Genomic DNA, 17,175 nt, shown 5'->3' with positions numbered 1-17,175 from the left:
TTATGAACATATCAAAAACAGGCAATTACACAATTTAAATTACAGGCTCCGGTTTAGCTTTAGGTCACTGGCGTCGGCTGGCAGTTCGGCGATCCCGCCTACGGGCTGTCTCCGCTCACCCGGCGGTCCTCGCGCCGCTTCGCGGTGCCATCACTCCGCTCGTCAGCCTCACGGACCGGCACAGACGCGCGTCCTGCGCGGCTGTGCCTTTCGTCCGCGTCCATGCGGCCGAATCCGGGCTTCCTCTCTTCGTTCAGCGCTGCGGATTGCCGGGTGAGCGGAGACAGCCCGTCTGCTTTGCTATGTTCGCGTTGCCTTTAGGAAGTTCTTAATCACAACAGCTGTCATGGCCTGCCCAACATTGCTTTGTCACTGGGATAAAGAAACAGAAGGCTGTAAGGCGGGTAAAACCGATCGCATGATTGGCCTCTGCGGCAAGCCCGCAGCGCTGAGGCACAGGCGTCGGGGCCGTAGAGACCAGCATGGATACTGGGCTCAGGCCTGGCGCGGGCAGGAGTCGAGCCAATACCAGGAATGAAAGCTAGTAATAAGCGAGCACGGTGAATGCGGGGAGAGCGGCCTCTGCGGCGTTAGGGCAACCCACAGCTCAGAGGCGCTGGTCGCGAGGCTGAATTACCAGCATAGATGCTGGGCTCAGGCCTGGCGCGGGCAGGAGTCGGAGCCGATGCCGGGAGTGAAAGCTAGTAATAAGCGAGCACAGTTTATGCGGGGGAGCGGCCTCTGCGGCGGTCGGGCAATCCGCAGCGCTGAGGCGCAGGCGGCGGGGCCGGAGAGACCAGCAGGGATGCTGGGCTCAGGCCTGGCGCGGGCAGGACGCCCGCTCCGGGCCGATCCGCAAGACCCGCAGCCGGAGCCGAAGGCACCACGCAACGCGTGGCGCGAGGACCGCCCGAACACCGCAGAGGCCGCTCCCCAAAAACCAAACCCACCAGCCACATGCATAAAAAAACCGCTATCTAAAAGACAGCGGCTTTATTTTAAACCGGAGAAACATCACCTGAAACGGTAGCCCTTAAATCGGCAACCGCAACCCGGTTATTTCGACGCGGTTTCCATGCCCATCAGGCCAATCTTCAGATAACCCGCCTGACGCAGCTTATCCATCACGCTCATCAGCGTTTCATAACTCACTGACTTATCGGCCTGGAAGAAGATAGTCGTATCTTTCTTGCCTTCGGTCTGCTTAACCAACGCATCCACCAGCGTCTCTTCCGATACCGCATCGTTACCGATAAACAGCTGATTATCAGCCTTAATCGACAGATAAACCGGTTTTTCCGGGCGCGGCTGCGGCGTACTGGTTGAAGCGGGCAGATTGACGCGAACGTCAACGGTGGCAAGCGGCGCGGCGACCATAAAGATAATCAGCAGCACCAACATCACGTCGATAAACGGCGTCACGTTGATTTCGTGCATTTCACCGTTGCTATCGAGATCTTCGTTTAATCGCATTGCCATAACGCTTAACCTACCCGCAGTTTCTGCGCCGACTGAACGCGGTGAGAACCTTCGCTGGCGGCAAGGTCAAGATCGCGGCTTTGCAACAGCAGAACCTGTGCAGCCACATCGCCCAGAGACGCTTTATAGCTGGCAATCATACGGGCAAAGACGTTGTAGATAACAACCGCAGGAATTGCGGCAACCAGGCCAATCGCCGTTGCCAGCAGCGCTTCCGCGATGCCCGGAGCCACAACGGCCAGGTTAGTGGTCTGGGTTTTTGCAATCCCGATGAAGCTGTTCATGATGCCCCATACAGTACCGAACAGACCCACGAATGGCGCAATCGCACCGATAGTGGCGAGGTAGCCGTTGCCGCGACCGGCGTGGCGGCTGAAGGCAGCTACGCGGCGCTCAAGGCGGAAACCGGTACGCTCTTTGATTCCGTTGTTATCGTCGGTGCCAGCGGAAAGCTCCAGCTCGTTTTCAGCTTCTTTAATCAGCAATGCGCTGAGGCTCTGACCGGTGAAACCGGCGCTGGTTTTTGCAGCTTCATCCAGCGAACGTACGGTTGCCAGCTGCTGCTGCTCACGCTTCAGACGTCGGCGAGCGGAACTCAATTCGATTGTTTTGCTAAAGAAGATGGCCCAGGTGACAACGGATGCCAACAACAGTCCAATCATTACGGCTTTAACCACGATGTCTGCATGCTGGTACATGCCCCAGACGGAAAGGTCCATCTGCATCAAATCATTTGTCACGCTGTGTCTCCAACATCTAATTGCTGATAGCGAAAAAATTCAGGCCAGATCATACCAAACCCGTTAGGAATTGATAGTAGTTCTCATTACTATTTACACCCTATAAGACATTTTTTGAACAATTTTTTTCTCATTTAAGGATGTGATGGCGCTCACAGTGAAATTTTATCACTTACCCGCAGGCTGAATACCTCAGGAGAGGTAGCCGTGTTAACGTAAAAAACATAACTGAATAAAGAGATCGTTTTAATGACCAGCAAAAAAATCGAAACGGCCCTGGTGGCCGCCGGACGCAGCAAACGATACACCCAGGGATCGGTGAACAGCGTGATCCAGCGCGCCTCTTCTCTGGTTTTTGACACCGTAGCCGATAAAAAACGTGCCACCGCAGGGCGCGCCAACGGCGAACTGTTTTATGGCCGCCGGGGTACCCTCACCCATTTTTCGCTGCAGGATGCGATGACCGAACTGGAAGGCGGTGCGGGCTGCGTGCTGTATCCGTGCGGTGCCGCCGCCGTCGCTAACGCCATTCTGGCGTTTGTAAACGCTGGTGATAACGTGCTGATGAGCGGCAGCGTTTATGAGCCGACTCAGGATTTTTGCACCAAAATCCTCAGCAAGCTGAATGTCAGCACCACCTGGTTCGATCACTGCATCGGATCTGAAATCGCCGAGTTAGTGCAGCCCAACACCCGCGTGGTGTTCCTTGAATCACCGGCGTCAATCACCATGGAAGTGCAGGATATTCCGTCAATCGTGGCGGCGGTTCGCAGCAAAGCGCCCGATGCCGTTATTATGGTCGATAACACCTGGGGCGCCGGTATCCTGTTCCGTGCGCTGGATTTTGGCGTGGATATCTCCATCCAGGCCGCGACCAAGTATCTGGTTGGCCATTCGGATGCGATGATCGGGACTGCCGTAGCCAATCAACGCTGCTGGGCGCAGCTGCGCGAAAACTCCTATCTGATGGGCCAGATGGTCGATGCCGATACCGCCTATGTCACCAGCCGCGGGCTGCGCACGCTGGCCGTGCGCCTGCGTCAGCATCAGGAGAGCAGCATTCAGGTTGCACAGTGGCTGGCAGAACGTGACGAAGTTGAGCGGGTGAATCATCCGGCGCTGCCGCAGTGCAAGGGCCATGAATTCTGGAAGCGAGATTTCAGCGGCTGCAGCGGTCTTTTCTCCTTTGTGCTGAAAGAACGCCTGAGCAGTGAACGCCTGGCGCATTACCTGGATAACTTCAGCCACTTCAGCATGGCCTACTCCTGGGGCGGCTACGAGTCGCTGATCCTTGCCAATCAGCCTGAAGAGCTGGCGGCTATCCGCCCCGCGGGCGGCGTTGATTTTAGCGGCACGCTGGTTCGGGTACATATCGGCCTGGAACACGTGGACGATCTGATCGAGGATCTTCGCGCGGGCTTCGACAGACTTAGCCAATAATCGCCTGTGCTTCAACAAATTATCAATAAGGCGCGCTGTTCGCGCCTTTGATCAAGATATCCGACACGATTTGCGAGTACTATAGGGATATAGCTATAGATGTAGTTAACGGGATAACGAATGGGTGTTTTACACGAGATTGTTCAGGCGCTCTGGCATCAGGACTTTACCGCGCTGGCCAATCCGGATGTGATTTGGGTTGTTTACGGGATTATGTTTATCACGTTGCTGCTTGAAAATGGTTTGCTTCCGGCTTCATTTCTCCCCGGCGACAGCCTGCTGCTGCTGGCCGGTGCCATGGTGGCCAAAGGCGTCATGGCGTTTGTTCCCACGATGATCATCCTGACCGCCGCCGCCAGCATTGGCTGCTGGCTGAGCTATCTGCAGGGCCGCTGGCTGGGCAATACCCGGCTGGTTAAGGGCTGGCTGCTGCACCTCCCCGCGCAGTATCACCAGCGGGCGTGGAGCCTGTTCAACCGCCACGGGCTGCTGGCGCTGCTGGTTGGGCGCTTCCTCGCCTTTGTGCGAACCATTCTGCCTACAATGGCCGGCATTTCCGGGCTGAAAAATGGCCGTTTCCAGCTGTTTAACTGGCTCAGCGGGCTGCTGTGGGTAACGATTCTGGTGACGATCGGCTATGGCATCAGCCAGGTGCCGTTTATCAAACGTCATGAAGATCAGGTCATGGCGATCCTGATGATCCTGCCGCTGGTGCTGCTTTGCGCCGGACTAACCGGTAGCGTTGTGCTGGTTCTGAGGCGTAAAAAGGCCCGCTAATCCGGGCCGGTTTTACCCCGGCTGCCGCATCCGCGTCATCTCTTCCCCTGGCGTTACGCCAAAGTAGCGTTTGAACTCGCGCGAAAACTGCGAGGCGCTTTCATATCCCACTTTCATCGCCGCCACGCTGGCCTTCATTCCCTCCTGCAGCATCATCATACGCGCCTGATGCAGGCGGTAGCTTTTCAGATACTGCAACGGCGAGGTGCTGGTCACCGCCTTGAAGTTATGATGAAACGCCGAAACGCTCATGTTGGCCTCGGCCGCCAGCAGGTCAACGCTCAGATTGTCGGTAAAATGATGTTCGATACGCCGCAGCGCGCGGGCAATCTGGCTGAACTGCGTCTGCCGACTCACCAGCGCCAGCAGCGCGCCACCGCACGGCCCCTGCAGGACGTAATAGAGGATCTCCCGCACCAGCTGCGGCCCCAGTACGCGGGCATCGCGCGGGTTATCCATCATGTCCAGCAGGCGCTCCGTGGCGCAGAGCATCTCCTCCGTCAGTAGCGCCGAATGAATACCGCAGGTTTTCGGTTCAGGATGGAAGGCATCGTCATCCCCAATATCCATCAGCAGATCCTGTAGCTTCAACGGATCGACCCGCAGCATCATGCCGGCCAGCGGCGCCTCCGGGGTGGCGAACGTCTCACATTCAAACGGCAGCGGTACGGTCAGCATCAGGTATTTATTGGCATCGTAGCTAAACACGCTGTTACCCAGGTAGCCGGTCTTCTGCCCCTGAAACAGGATCACAATCGCCGGCTGATACATCACCGGAGTGCGCGACACATGTTTGTCAGCGTAAATCAGGCTGATGCCGGGAACCGACGATATTCCCTTATTCTGCGTCACCAGGCCGATAACCTGACTGGCCAGCCGTTCACACGTCGCGCTTCTGTTCATTCACTCTTCCCGCTGCTGAAAGTTTTACGTCAGCATCATCGCCTGACGCCCGTCATTTCTCCAGTGGTTTGGAGAATCAGGCAAGATTCCGGCAGAAATGTGCATTGAGCAATGTTCACCTGCTGCGCACAATGATTCATCTGATAAACGTCATACTTCCAGGATTATCGCGATGAACAATTTCGTACTGCATACGCCCACCCGCATCCTGTTTGGCCAGGGACAAATCGCCCAGCTGGCCACCTCCATTCCTGCCAACAGCAAAGTGCTGATCCTGTTCGGCGGCGGCAGCGTCAAGAAAAATGGCGTCATGGATCAGGTCTATAGCGCGTTACAGGGCTTTGATCTGCAGGAATTTGGCGGTATCGAACCTAACCCGGACTTCTCGACGCTGATGAAAGCGGTGGAGATCGTTAAACGGGATAAGATCACCTTCCTGCTGGCGGTGGGTGGCGGCTCGGTACTGGACGGCACCAAGTTTATCGCCGCTGCGGCGCTGTATCCGCAGGACCCGTGGCATATTCTGGAAACCGGCGGCGCTGAAATTGAACAGGCGCTGCCTGTCGGGTCGGTGCTGACACTGCCCGCGACGGGCTCCGAATCAAATCGCAGTGCGGTAATTAACCGCCGCGCCACGCACGATAAGCGGGCGTTTCGCAGCAACCACCTGTTCCCGCTTTTCGCGGTGCTGGACCCGGTTTACACCTACAGCCTGCCGCCGCGCCAGATCGCCAACGGCGTTGTGGATGCCTTTGTGCACACCGTTGAGCAGTACCTTACTTTCCCGGTTGACGCCCGCGTACAGGACCGGTTTGCCGAAGGCCTGCTGCTGACGCTGATTGAAGAAGGCCCACGTGCGCTGGCGGAGCCGGAAAATTATGACGTTCGCGCTAACGTGATGTGGAGCGCCACCATGGCGCTGAACGGCCTGATCGGTGCCGGAGTACCGCAGGACTGGTCAACGCATATGCTCGGACACGAGCTGACCGCGCTACACGGCATTGACCACGCACAGACGCTGGCTATCGTGCTGCCGTCGCTGCTGAATATCAAACGCGATACCAAGCGGGAAAAACTGCTGCAGTATGCGGAGCGCGTCTGGGGAATCACTGACGGCAGCGAGGCGGAACGCATTGATGGCGCGATTACCGCCACACGCGAATTCTTCGAGCGGATGGGTATCGCTACCCGGATGTCCGATTATCAGCTCGACGGGTCATCGATCCCCGCCCTGCTGGAAAAACTGGCAGAAAAAGGACTTACCGCGCTGGGTGAACGGCAGGACATTACGCTGGATATCAGCCGCCAGATCTATCTGGACGCACGCTAGTCCCCACGAATCCTCTGCTTATCAACTAGACTTAATTCCATCAATCGGTGCCACTGCACCGGTTTTTCCGCAGAAAAGGAGCGAACATGGCAGATCAACCAATCATTAAACTGCACGATGGCAACATGATGCCGCAGCTTGGGCTGGGCGTCTGGCAGGCCAGCGTGGATGAAGCGCGAAGCGCGGCAGTGACGGCGCTGGACGTCGGTTATCGTTCGATTGATACCGCGGCAATTTACAAGAATGAAGAGGGTATTGGCCAGGCGCTGCGCGAAACCGACGTGGCGCGGGACGATATCTTCATCACCACCAAACTGTGGAATGACGACCAGCTGAATGCCGAAAAGGCGCTGGAAGCCAGCCTGAAAAAACTGCAGCTGGATACGGTCGACCTCTATCTGATGCACTGGCCGTGCCCGGAAAAAGACACGTTTGTTGCGGCATGGCAGGCCATGATCAAGCTCCAGCAGCAGGGGCTGACCAAAAGTATCGGCGTATGCAACTTTAACGAACCGCATCTTAAGCGATTGCTGGATGAAACCGGCGTCAGCCCGGTCATCAATCAGGTGGAGCTGCATCCGATGCTGCAACAGCGCACTCTACACGCATGGAACGCGATGCATCATATTCAGACGGAATCATGGAGCCCGCTGGCACAGGGCGGTGAAGGCGTTTTCGATCAGGAGATTATCAAACGGCTGGCGCAGAAGTACGGTAAAACCCCGGCTCAGATCGTTATCCGCTGGCATCTGGATAGCGGACTGGTGGTGATTCCAAAATCCGTGACGCCATCGCGTATTAAAGAGAATTTTGAAGTTTTTGATTTCCGCCTGGAGAAAACGGAAGTCAGTGAAATTACGTCGCTCGATCGTAATAATCGCCTGGGCCCGGACCCGGAAAGCTTCAATTAATCCGCCACGAATTGCCCGCCTCAACAGCGGGCAATTCGTCCAGGATCTACAACACAGGGTTGACCAGCATCTGCCCCGCTGTGCCGCGATCGGCCATTTCCAGCATCTGGCTGTAATAAACAAACGGGAAGTGCTCGGAAGATGACTGAGTAAATGACACCAGCAGTTCCACATCGCCGTCTATCCAAACTGTATCCTTCCAGCCGCGATCTTCAGCCATGGTCTGCGCACCATTGACGCTTTTAATCAGAAACATTACGCCCTGAATATGAAACGCCTGCGGTATATCTGAATGAATCATCCAGCGCTCAAAACTGCCCTGCTGCGCCTGAGTGTCAATTCGCTTCATATCCCAGAGCGCACCGTTAATACCCGGCGTGGAGTCACCCAGGCGGAATTCACGGGTGCGGCTGACGGTGCCGGGAATGATTTGGTCCGCCAGAATACGCATTGGTAAGTTATCGGTTACTAACGGTAACAGCCCCGTAGGCCGCAGGGTCAGTATCAGTGTGGAGATCAAAATGCTGGAGGGTTCGAAGATGCCACGCAGCCGATCGACAAAACCTGCTGCTTCACCTGCGGTAATCGAAACTTCATCCCCCTGGGTCATATCAATCAGAACTTCACGGCGCTCACCGGGTGCCAGTGACAGTTGTTCAACCACAACCGGCGCAGGCAAAAACCCCTGATCGCTGGCAATGACATTGAAGGGGCGGGCATCGCTCATACGTAATTGATAGCGGCGAGCATTGGAGGCATTCAGCAAACGCAAACGCACCCAGCCGCGTGAAACTTCAAGGAACGGATTCTGCACGCCGTTAACCAGCAGCGTATCACCAATAAAGCCACCTTCGCCGGGCGGGTCATATTCCGGCGAGCCGAAGTTATCGAGTCGTTTGTCCTGAATAATGAGTGGGAAGTCGTCCACGCCATAGTGTTTGGGAATAGGTAAGGACTTACTAACCTCATCCTCCACCAGCCACATTCCCGCCAGCCCGTTATACACATGCGGGGCCATGCGATTCGGCGTATTGGCATGATACCAGCAGGTTGCAGCAGCCTGACGAATGGGAATGACCGGTGACCAGTCAACGCCCGGTGACATCATGCGGGCAGCTCCCCCCATCAGCGCACCGGGTACCTGAAGTCCGCTGACGGTCATCGCTACCGGTTCATTTAGCCGGTTGCTGTAGATCAGTTTGACGTCGTCACCGCTCCATACGCGTACCGTTGGCCCCAGATAGAGACCGTTAAACCCCCACACCTGCGCCTTGCTGCTGCCGTCAAAAGACCAGTGGCTACGCTGCATCGTCAGAAACAGCGGCTGCCCACGGCGAGACTCAATCAGCGGCGGAACCGGCAGTGGCGTGCCCGGTCCTGCCGCACGCGCGCTGAAGGGTAACGAGGAAGCGCAAAGGGCAATGCCTGAGGCCTTAAAGAACTGACGACGACTAAGGGACATACCCGACTCCGTAAGCCAAAAACGGCCAACAGGGCGGCCGAAATCCATTGTTATCATTGTGCGCGGGCTGTGCTGCCGCATGAACAACTACAGTGAGCGTGACGCCACGCTCACTCCGATAATTTATAGCTTACCTGATGCTTCGCGTGCAGCGACTTCAGCATTTAACTCATCAAGTTTTGCCGACATCAGCTCGCGGCAGTGGGTTGCCAGCTTACGAACAGACTGATTTTCAAATGATTTAGTATCGACGGGCGGCATCATTTCAACGATAGCAAGGCCATTTTTCAACCTGTTGAGTTTGATTTTGTCATGCGTGTTGGAAACCACGACCGGAATAATCGGTACACCGGCAGCAACGGCAGCATGAAACGCACCGGTTTTGAACGGCAGCAACCCACGGCCGCGGCTACGCGTGCCTTCCGGAAACATCCAGAATGAGATTTTCTTCTTCTGAAACTCGTTAACCAGTTCACCAATGGTGCCGTGCGCTTTGGCACGATTATCACGGTCGATCAGCAAATTACCTGTCAGCCAGTAGAGCAGACCGAAGAAAGGAACCCACAGCAGGCTTTTTTTGCCAACGGTAACGGTTGATGGCTCAACGATATTCGCCGCGGTAATCATGTCGTAGTTGTTCTGGTGATTACAGATATAGATCGCGTTGGGGAAATTTTCATGGCCTTCGGGGCGGCGCAATTCAACCTTTAAACCAAACACCGGAGCCAGCCGGCCGAAAAGGCGGCCAAAGGTAGAAACATGCTTCGGGTTTCGCGGACTGAACAGGCAATAAATACAGCCAAAAACACAAACCAGTATCGAATAAATAATAACCACAATGATACGTAAAATAGAGAGCATCACAACCTCGTTATTGCATGCCGACAACGTATGCTGACCGAATGATTTCGGCATCATACGCTGACTAAAAGTGGCTTAACTGTTTTTTATTTGATGATTTCGACAGGCTGAAGACCTTGACGCCCCCAGCCTGCAATCGGCACAGGAGAATTACTCCTCGCTGTCATCTACGACAGGACGTGACGGACCATCAACATCAACACGATCGATACGCTGTAGTCCGCGCGGCAGCTGAGTGCCACGACGCCCACGTTCTGCACGGAACTTCTGTAAATCTTCCGCTTTCAGCGTCAGCTTACGCTTGCCGACGTACAGAGTAATGGCACTTTGCGGCGTCAGCAACAGTAGCCAGGCCAACTTATCTTCACCCGATGCCGCCTGAGCCGCCGGAATAGAGATAATCTTGTTGCCCTTCCCTTTGGAGAGCTGCGGCAGGTCGCCAACCGGGAACATCAGCATACGTCCGGCAGCGGTAATCGCCAGCAGCAGATCGTCATCACCATGAATAGCCAGCGGCGTCATGACTTTGGCATTTTCCGGCAGACTGAGCAGCGCTTTACCGGCACGGTTGCGGGAAACCAGATCGCTGAAGGTGCAGACAAATCCGTAACCTGCGTCCGATGCCATCAGCAACCGCTGCTCATCGGCCTCCATCAGCACCTGTTCAACTATCGCCCCCGGCGGCGGCGTCAGCTTACCGGTGAGCGGCTCGCCCTGCCCGCGCGCCGACGGCAACGTGACAGGATCGAGCGCATAGCTGCGCCCGGTGGAGTCGATAAAGACGACCGGCTGGTTGCTCTTACCGCGTGCCGCCGCACGATAGCTGTCCCCGGCTTTATAGCTGAGGCCCGCCGGATCGATGTCGTGCCCTTTGGCGCTACGCACCCAACCCATTTGCGACAGAACAATGGTCACCGGCTCGGAAGGCACCAGTTCGTGCTCGCTGATGGCTTTCGCCTCTTCACGCTCGCGCAGCGGAGAACGGCGGTCGTCCCCGTAGGTATCGCTATCGGCCTGAAGCTCTTTTTTCAGCAGCGTATTCATTTTACGTTCAGACGCCAGAATACCCTGCAGGTGATCGCGCTCCTTTTCCAGCTCATCCTGCTCACCGCGAATTTTCATCTCTTCCAGCTTGGCGAGATGGCGCAGTTTCAGTTCCAGAATGGCTTCAGCCTGGGTTTCTGAAATGTCGAAACGTGACATCAGTACCGGCTTCGGCTCATCTTCACTGCGAATGATATGGATCACTTCGTCAATATTCAGGAAAGCCACCAGTAAACCGGCAAGGATATGCAGGCGCTTCAGGACTTTCTCAAGACGATAGTTCAGGCGACGACGAACGGTATCACGGCGATAGACCAGCCACTCGCTGAGGATCTCCAGCAGGTTTTTCACCGCCGGGCGGTTATCCAGGCCAATCATATTAAGATTGATACGGTAGCTGCGTTCCAGATCGGTGGTGGCAAACAGATGGTTCATCACCTGTTCCAGATCGACACGATTGGAGCGCGGCACGATCACCAGGCGAGTCGGGTTCTCATGGTCCGACTCATCACGCAGATCCTCCACCATCGGCAGCTTTTTATTACGCATCTGGGCGGCGATCTGCTCCAGCACGCGTGCCCCGGAAACCTGGTGCGGCAGCGCGGTGATCACCACGTCGCCATCCTCTTTTTTCCACACTGCACGCATGCGAACCGAACCACGGCCGCTTTGGTAAATTTTGCGGATCTCACTGCGCGGCGTGATGATTTCGGCTTCGGTAGGATAATCCGGCCCCTGGACGATATCCAACAGCTCATCCAGCGTAGTTTTCGGGCTGTCGATCAGCGCGATCGCCGCCTTGGCCACTTCACGCAGGTTGTGCGGTGGGATATCCGTTGCCATGCCGACTGCAATACCGGTGGTGCCGTTCAGCAGGATATTAGGTAGCCGCGCAGGCAGCATCTTCGGCTCCTGCATGGTGCCGTCAAAGTTCGGAATGTAATCGACCGTTCCCTGCCCCAGCTCGCCCAGCAGCACTTCGGCATACTTTGACAGGCGAGACTCCGTATAGCGCATCGCCGCGAAGGATTTCGGGTCGTCCGGCGCTCCCCAGTTGCCCTGACCATCGACCAGCGGGTAACGATAGGAGAACGGCTGCGCCATCAGCACCATCGCTTCATAGCAGGCGCTGTCGCCGTGAGGATGATATTTACCCAGAACGTCACCCACGGTACGGGCTGACTTTTTAAATTTCGCGCTATTACTCAGTCCCAGCTCAGACATCGCGTAAACAATACGGCGCTGTACCGGCTTGAGGCCGTCGCCAATATAGGGAAGTGCGCGGTCCATGATCACGTACATGGAGTAATTAAGGTACGCATTTTCTGTAAACTTGTGCAGCGCAAGGCGCTCGGCACCATCCTGCATCAGATCGCTCATTGTTCTCTTTTCCTCACATTGCGGTGCTCCGGCCTGACAACATCGAACGGAAACCATCAACAGGTTGATATCTTGCCGTTCTCAGTCAGGCAACTCCGCCCCACATCGCGGTAAGTTTGGCGAGGATAGTACCTTATCCGGTTAGGGCATGTCACAGGGTTCAATAGAGAGTACAGCAAGGGATCGCATTAAAAATTAGCAATTTTGATAATTTAAAACACTGAAAACCTGTTATCGAAAAGAATCTACAGGGGAAATGAGACATGATTCCCGTATTGTTGCCTGTCAGGCAAAAGTGTTGTGATCCATACCACGTTTTACGCCCCAATATGCTGCTGTAGACTTGCATCAAATTCACAGAATCAGGATTAAGTCATGCATATTTTAATTATCGATGCCGGTAAAACCTTCGCGCACTCTAAGGGTGAACTGAACCATACTCTGACCGGTATCGCCGCCAACTGGCTGCGCGATGCGGGACATCATGTTGACGTCACGGTAGTGGATGACGGATACGTCGTTGCCGACGAGATTGAAAAATACCTCGCTGCCGACACTATCATTTACCAGATGCCGGGTTGGTGGATGGGTGAGCCGTGGACGCTGAAAAAATACATTGATGAAGTGTTCACCGAAGGACACGGCAAGCTGTACGCCAGCGACGGCCGTACGCGCTCAGACGCGGCAAAAAAATACGGTTCCGGCGGTCTGCTGCAGGGGAAAAAGTATATGCTGTCTCTGACGTGGAATGCGCCATTGCAGGCCTTTACCGACCCGGAACAGTTCTTTGAAGGCGTTGGCGTGGACGGCGTTTATCTGCACTTCCATAAAGCTAACCAGTTCCTGGGTATGGAAGGATTACCAACCTTTATCTGTAATGATGTGATAAAACAGCCTGATATCGCAGGAGATATCTCCCGTTATCGGACTCATCTGAGTACAATTTTTGCTTAACTTAGTCTGTTAATTCGATTCATCGATCCGAGGAGCGCTATGTTAACTGTTGTGGCTGAAATTTGTATCAAACCGGGCCGTCGTGCCGCCATACTTGAAGCTATCGAGCGGCTGATTCCGCTGGTACTGGAGGAGGAAGGATGCGGCAGCTATCAGGCACTGATCGATCATAAAGCGCAGGTGCCGTGGAAGCAGCACTCACCGGACTCAATTTTTATGGTGGAACACTGGGAGTCGCTGCGTCATCTGGAGCAGCATCAACAGGCGGATCATATGGAAACCCACCGCGCGATCATCAAAGATGATGTGGTCGACGTGAAGATCTTCGTGTTGGAACCCGCGTAAGAAGGTCATTGGCGGGCGGCTTACAGCAAATTTTTGCTGGCAAGCTGTTCGCTGAGGTAGTCCAGAAAACAGCTGATCCGCGCGGCCAGCGTACTGTTGCGATAATAAACCGCATTGATCGGGTGGCGCATTTCGCAGGTTTCTGCCGCCAGTACCGGCACAAGCTGGCCGCTGGCAGTCGCCTCCCGGCAGAGAAAATCGGAAACACGCACGATCCCCTGCCCATGCAGCGCCAGATGCAGCAGCGTTTCACCGCTGGATGCCCCTACGCCAGGTTTAATCTGCAGCAGCTCGCCGTCGGCCTGGCGAACAGGCCAGATATTATGCTGTTCCAGCTGGCTAAACCCCAACAGCCGATGATGCGCCAGGTCGGCCACGCTCTGGGGCGTACCGTGCTTTGCCAGATATGCCGGACTGGCCATAAGCCGCAGTTTGCTGCTGCCCAACATGCGTGCGTGCATGGTCGAATCCCGCAGCTCACCAATACGAATCGCAATGTCGGTTTGCTGTTCGAGCAAATCAATCACCACGTCATCGGTATTCAGCTCCAGCTCAATCAATGGATAGCGCTGAATAAACCCGTCAATAAGCGGCACAATGACGTGCAGCATAAACGGGGAAGCCGCATTCACCCGGAGTCTTCCTGACGGAATTTCCCGACGCTGCGCGATCTGTTCTTCGGCGGCCTCTACGGAGGCGATAATTTGCCGGGCATGCTGCAGGAAAATCTGCCCCTCTTCGGTCAGGGCAATGCGGCGGGTCGTTCGATGCAACAGCGTGGTTTGCAGCTTGCTCTCCAGACGACTCAACGCGCGGCTGATACCGGAAGTGGTTTGATCTAGCTGCTCGGCAGCAGCGGTAATCGAGCCACAGTCAACCACGACCACCCACGCACGCAGTTCTTCAAGGGTAATTTTCAATGGGCCGGCCTTTGGGAGAAGAGGAGAATGAGGTTTCTTTGCAGATTATGGATGAGCAGAAGCGGATCGTAAATGACGATCCGCTCCGGAGTTTTATACTTCGATTTCGGCAGTATCGCCTTTTTCCTGCAGCCAGTTACGACGATCTTCCGAGCGCTTCTTCGCCAGCAGCATATCCATCACCGCCAGCGTCTGATCCACATCGGTTTCATCGACCGTTAGCTGCACCAGGCGGCGGGTATTGGGATCGAGCGTGGTTTCGCGCAGCTGCAGTGGGTTCATTTCACCCAGACCTTTAAAGCGCTGCACGCCCGGTTTGCCTTTCTTACGCTTCAGCTGTTCAAGAATACCGGCCTTCTCTTCCTCATCCAGCGCGTAGTAAACCTCTTTACCCAGATCGATACGATAGAGAGGCGGCATGGCGACGTAAACGTGACCATTTTGCACCAGCGTGCGGAAGTGGCGAACAAACAGCGCACACAGCAGCGTGGCGATATGCAGTCCGTCGGAGTCGGCATCGGCGAGGATACAGATCTTACCGTAGCGCAGCTGGCTAAGATCTTCACTGTCCGGATCGATTCCGATAGCGACAGAAATATCATGCACTTCCTGCGAAGCCAGAACCTCATCCGAGGAGACTTCCCAGGTATTCAGGATCTTACCTTTCAGCGGCATGATCGCCTGATACTCACGATCGCGCGCCTGCTTGGCCGATCCGCCCGCTGAATCCCCTTCCACCAGGAAAAGTTCAGTGCGGTTGAGATCCTGTGCGCTACAGTCAGCCAGTTTACCCGGCAGCGCCGGGCCGCTGGTCAGCTTTTTACGCACCACTTTTTTAGCGGCACGCATGCGGCGCTGAGCGCTGGAAATGGCCAGCTCGGCCAGCAGCTCTGCCGTCTGCACGTTATTGTTAAGCCACAGGCTGAAGGCATCTTTCACTACGCCGGAAACAAAAGCGGCGCACTGGCGCGATGACAGACGCTCTTTTGTCTGGCCGGCGAACTGTGGGTCCTGCATTTTTACCGACAGTACATAGGCGCATCGATCCCAGATATCCTCCGCCGAAAGTTTAACCCCGCGCGGCAGGATATTACGGAATTCACAAAACTCGCGCATTGCGTCCAGCAGCCCCTGCCGCAGACCGTTAACGTGCGTGCCGCCCTGCATGGTCGGGATCAGGTTAACGTAGCTTTCGGTGAGCAGTTCGCCGCCTTCAGGAAGCCACAATAGCGCCCAGTCAACAGCCTCAACGTCACCGGAAAATGCGCCAACAAACGGCTTTTCCGGTAATACAGGCAATCCGTTTACCGCTTCCATCAGATAGTCTGTCAGGCCATCGGCATAGCACCAGGTTTGCTCAGTGTTGTTTACCTTGTCTTTAAAGACGATCTCAACACCAGGGCAGAGCACGGCTTTGGCCTTCAGCAGGTGGCTGAGGCGCGAAACGGAAAAGCGCGGGCTGTCGAAGAAGGATTCATCCGGCCAGAACTGCACGCGGGTGCCGGTATTGCGTTTTCCTACCGTGCCCGTCACCGACAGGTCCTGCACCTTGTCACCGTTTTCAAAAGCCATTTCGTAGACTTCGCCGTTACGGCGCACGGTGACTTCCACGCGTTTTGACAGCGCATTCACCACCGAGATACCCACGCCGTGAAGGCCGCCGGAGAACTGGTAGTTTTTGTTGGAGAATTTACCACCGGCATGCAGGCGGCAGAAAATCAGCTCAACGGCCGGCACGCCCTCTTCGGGATGGATATCCACCGGCATGCCGCGCCCGTCATCGATAACTTCCAGCGACTGATCGGCATGCAGAATCACTTCCACACGCTTAGCGTGGCCGGCCAGCGCTTCATCCACGCTGTTATCGATCACTTCCTGACCTAAATGGTTAGGCCGCGCAGTATCGGTATACATACCCGGGCGACGACGCACGGGTTCAAGGCCGCTGAGAACCTCAATGGAATCAGCGTTATAGCTGGATTGAGTCATGGTAACAATCTGAATTAGTGGCTAAAAATGATTGCCCAAACTCCGTCTGATTTTACTCTTGCCGGGCTAACCCGAGGAAATCAAACATAGCGGAGAAATGGCGTTCGAATCCGATAAAAGCATGATTTCCGCCCTCTTCCACCGTCTGGCGACAGGCACTGTAGTAGTCCAGGGCCTGACGGTAGTCGAGCACTTCATCACCCGTTTGTTGCAGCAGCCAGATCAAATCCGGCGACTCTAACGGGTCAATCTGCATCACTTTTAGATCGTAAATATGGCGCGACTCTAACACATATTGCTGGCCGGTGTAGGGGTTCTGATTTTCACCAAGGAAATCCACCAGCAGCTCAAACGGCCTGACGGCGGGATTTACGACTACCGCAGGCAGCGTAAAACACTGGGAAAGCCAGGTTGCATAATATCCGCCAAGCGATGAACCGATAATGCCCAGCGGCTCCCCTGACGCCTGCAATACGATATTTTCAAGCAGTGCCGCCGCTTCAGCCGGAAAGGCAGGGAGTTGTGGAACCAGCAAATTGATCGACGGATGGTGCTCCCCCAGCCAGCGACCGAACGCGGTCGCTTTAGCCGAACGGGGTGAGCTGTTAAAACCGTGAAGGTAGAGCAGCGTCGCCATCGA

15 protein-coding genes are annotated in these 17,175 nt (G+C 55.4%); 6 read left to right on the top strand and 9 right to left on the bottom strand.

Features of this window, described 5'->3' with window-relative positions; all coding sequences use genetic code 11:
- Window positions 1-1,056: 1,056 nt before the first annotated feature.
- Window positions 1,057-1,479, bottom strand: coding sequence for a TonB system transport protein ExbD (gene exbD / locus IBT46_RS02135; RefSeq protein WP_200543567.1), 423 nt, complete (start codon window positions 1,477-1,479; stop codon window positions 1,057-1,059).
- A gap of 5 nt (window positions 1,480-1,484) precedes the next feature.
- Window positions 1,485-2,219: a tol-pal system-associated acyl-CoA thioesterase gene (exbB, locus tag IBT46_RS02130; RefSeq protein ID WP_105592505.1), complete on the bottom strand. Its 735-nt coding sequence runs from the start codon at window positions 2,217-2,219 to the stop codon at window positions 1,485-1,487.
- Between the two features lie 249 nt (window positions 2,220-2,468).
- On the opposite strand from exbB, the gene metC reads away from it, so the two are divergent.
- On the top strand, window positions 2,469-3,659 hold the full coding sequence (metC, locus tag IBT46_RS02125; protein WP_200543565.1) for a cystathionine beta-lyase: 1,191 nt from the start codon (window positions 2,469-2,471) through the stop codon (window positions 3,657-3,659).
- A 120-nt stretch (window positions 3,660-3,779) separates the two neighbouring features.
- Window positions 3,780-4,436 carry a DedA family protein gene (locus IBT46_RS02120; RefSeq protein ID WP_200543563.1) on the top strand — a complete coding sequence of 219 codons (657 nt, stop codon included), beginning with the start codon at window positions 3,780-3,782 and terminating at the stop codon, window positions 4,434-4,436.
- Between the two features lie 12 nt (window positions 4,437-4,448).
- Here the strand turns inward: IBT46_RS02120 and IBT46_RS02115 are convergent, their stop codons facing one another.
- Complete coding sequence (locus IBT46_RS02115) at window positions 4,449-5,339, bottom strand: AraC family transcriptional regulator (RefSeq protein ID WP_200543561.1); 891 nt, start codon at window positions 5,337-5,339, stop codon at window positions 4,449-4,451.
- Window positions 5,340-5,511: 172 nt separating this feature from the next.
- Here IBT46_RS02115 and yqhD point away from each other — a divergent pair, with 172 nt between their 5' ends.
- Together yqhD and dkgA are read left to right on the top strand one after the other, a co-directional pair.
- Window positions 5,512-6,669, top strand: a complete 1,158-nt coding sequence (gene yqhD, locus IBT46_RS02110; protein ID WP_200543559.1) for an alcohol dehydrogenase — start codon at window positions 5,512-5,514, stop codon at window positions 6,667-6,669.
- 86 nt (window positions 6,670-6,755) lie between these two features.
- The gene (gene dkgA / locus IBT46_RS02105; RefSeq protein ID WP_200543557.1) at window positions 6,756-7,580 is read left to right on the top strand and encodes a 2,5-didehydrogluconate reductase DkgA; all 825 of its coding nucleotides are present in this window, start codon (window positions 6,756-6,758) and stop codon (window positions 7,578-7,580) included.
- A gap of 46 nt (window positions 7,581-7,626) precedes the next feature.
- On the opposite strand, the gene ftsP is transcribed toward dkgA, so the two are convergent.
- From ftsP to parC, 3 genes are all read right to left on the bottom strand, one after another.
- On the bottom strand, window positions 7,627-9,042 hold the full coding sequence (gene ftsP, locus IBT46_RS02100) for a cell division protein FtsP (RefSeq protein ID WP_200543555.1): 1,416 nt from the start codon (window positions 9,040-9,042) through the stop codon (window positions 7,627-7,629).
- 123 nt (window positions 9,043-9,165) lie between these two features.
- Window positions 9,166-9,903: a 1-acylglycerol-3-phosphate O-acyltransferase gene (locus IBT46_RS02095; RefSeq protein WP_200543553.1), complete on the bottom strand. Its 738-nt coding sequence runs from the start codon at window positions 9,901-9,903 to the stop codon at window positions 9,166-9,168.
- Window positions 9,904-10,053: 150 nt separating this feature from the next.
- Window positions 10,054-12,327 carry a DNA topoisomerase IV subunit A gene (gene parC, locus IBT46_RS02090; RefSeq protein ID WP_200543551.1) on the bottom strand — a complete coding sequence of 758 codons (2,274 nt, stop codon included), beginning with the start codon at window positions 12,325-12,327 and terminating at the stop codon, window positions 10,054-10,056.
- 375 nt (window positions 12,328-12,702) lie between these two features.
- Here parC and IBT46_RS02085 point away from each other — a divergent pair, with 375 nt between their 5' ends.
- Both IBT46_RS02085 and IBT46_RS02080 read left to right on the top strand, forming a co-directional pair.
- Window positions 12,703-13,281 (top strand): NAD(P)H-dependent oxidoreductase, encoded by a 579-nt coding sequence (locus IBT46_RS02085; protein WP_200543550.1) that lies wholly within the window; start codon window positions 12,703-12,705, stop codon window positions 13,279-13,281.
- Between the two features lie 39 nt (window positions 13,282-13,320).
- Window positions 13,321-13,626 carry a putative quinol monooxygenase gene (locus tag IBT46_RS02080; RefSeq protein WP_200543549.1) on the top strand — a complete coding sequence of 102 codons (306 nt, stop codon included), beginning with the start codon at window positions 13,321-13,323 and terminating at the stop codon, window positions 13,624-13,626.
- Window positions 13,627-13,646: 20 nt separating this feature from the next.
- On the opposite strand, the gene IBT46_RS02075 is transcribed toward IBT46_RS02080, so the two are convergent.
- The 3 genes from IBT46_RS02075 to yqiA form a co-directional block, all read right to left on the bottom strand.
- On the bottom strand, window positions 13,647-14,546 hold the full coding sequence (locus IBT46_RS02075; RefSeq protein ID WP_200543547.1) for a LysR family transcriptional regulator: 900 nt from the start codon (window positions 14,544-14,546) through the stop codon (window positions 13,647-13,649).
- A 93-nt stretch (window positions 14,547-14,639) separates the two neighbouring features.
- On the bottom strand, window positions 14,640-16,535 hold the full coding sequence (gene parE / locus IBT46_RS02070) for a DNA topoisomerase IV subunit B (protein WP_200543545.1): 1,896 nt from the start codon (window positions 16,533-16,535) through the stop codon (window positions 14,640-14,642).
- 52 nt (window positions 16,536-16,587) lie between these two features.
- Window positions 16,588-17,172 carry an esterase YqiA gene (gene yqiA / locus IBT46_RS02065; protein ID WP_200543543.1) on the bottom strand — a complete coding sequence of 195 codons (585 nt, stop codon included), beginning with the start codon at window positions 17,170-17,172 and terminating at the stop codon, window positions 16,588-16,590.
- Window positions 17,173-17,175: the final 3 nt, after the last annotated feature.

This window comes from Erwinia sp. S38, assembly GCF_016624545.1.
Taxonomy (GTDB): Bacteria; Pseudomonadota; Gammaproteobacteria; order Enterobacterales; family Enterobacteriaceae; genus Erwinia; species Erwinia coffeiphila.
Note: the sequence above shows the minus strand (reverse complement) of the source record. Positions and strands in the feature narration are given on the sequence as shown.

Coding starts and splice junctions, on each gene's coding strand:
- IBT46_RS02080 (WP_200543549.1), top strand. CDS start 13,321: ATGTTAACTGTTGTGGCTGAAATTTGTATCAAACCGGGCCGTCGTGCC.
- dkgA (WP_200543557.1), top strand. CDS start 6,756: ATGGCAGATCAACCAATCATTAAACTGCACGATGGCAACATGATGCCG.
- exbD (WP_200543567.1), bottom strand. CDS start 1,479: ATGGCAATGCGATTAAACGAAGATCTCGATAGCAACGGTGAAATGCAC.
- parE (WP_200543545.1), bottom strand. CDS start 16,535: ATGACTCAATCCAGCTATAACGCTGATTCCATTGAGGTTCTCAGCGGC.
- parC (WP_200543551.1), bottom strand. CDS start 12,327: ATGAGCGATCTGATGCAGGATGGTGCCGAGCGCCTTGCGCTGCACAAG.
- IBT46_RS02095 (WP_200543553.1), bottom strand. CDS start 9,903: ATGCTCTCTATTTTACGTATCATTGTGGTTATTATTTATTCGATACTG.
- IBT46_RS02120 (WP_200543563.1), top strand. CDS start 3,780: ATGGGTGTTTTACACGAGATTGTTCAGGCGCTCTGGCATCAGGACTTT.
- yqiA (WP_200543543.1), bottom strand. CDS start 17,172: ATGGCGACGCTGCTCTACCTTCACGGTTTTAACAGCTCACCCCGTTCG.
- IBT46_RS02085 (WP_200543550.1), top strand. CDS start 12,703: ATGCATATTTTAATTATCGATGCCGGTAAAACCTTCGCGCACTCTAAG.
- IBT46_RS02115 (WP_200543561.1), bottom strand. CDS start 5,339: ATGAACAGAAGCGCGACGTGTGAACGGCTGGCCAGTCAGGTTATCGGC.
- ftsP (WP_200543555.1), bottom strand. CDS start 9,042: ATGTCCCTTAGTCGTCGTCAGTTCTTTAAGGCCTCAGGCATTGCCCTT.
- yqhD (WP_200543559.1), top strand. CDS start 5,512: ATGAACAATTTCGTACTGCATACGCCCACCCGCATCCTGTTTGGCCAG.
- metC (WP_200543565.1), top strand. CDS start 2,469: ATGACCAGCAAAAAAATCGAAACGGCCCTGGTGGCCGCCGGACGCAGC.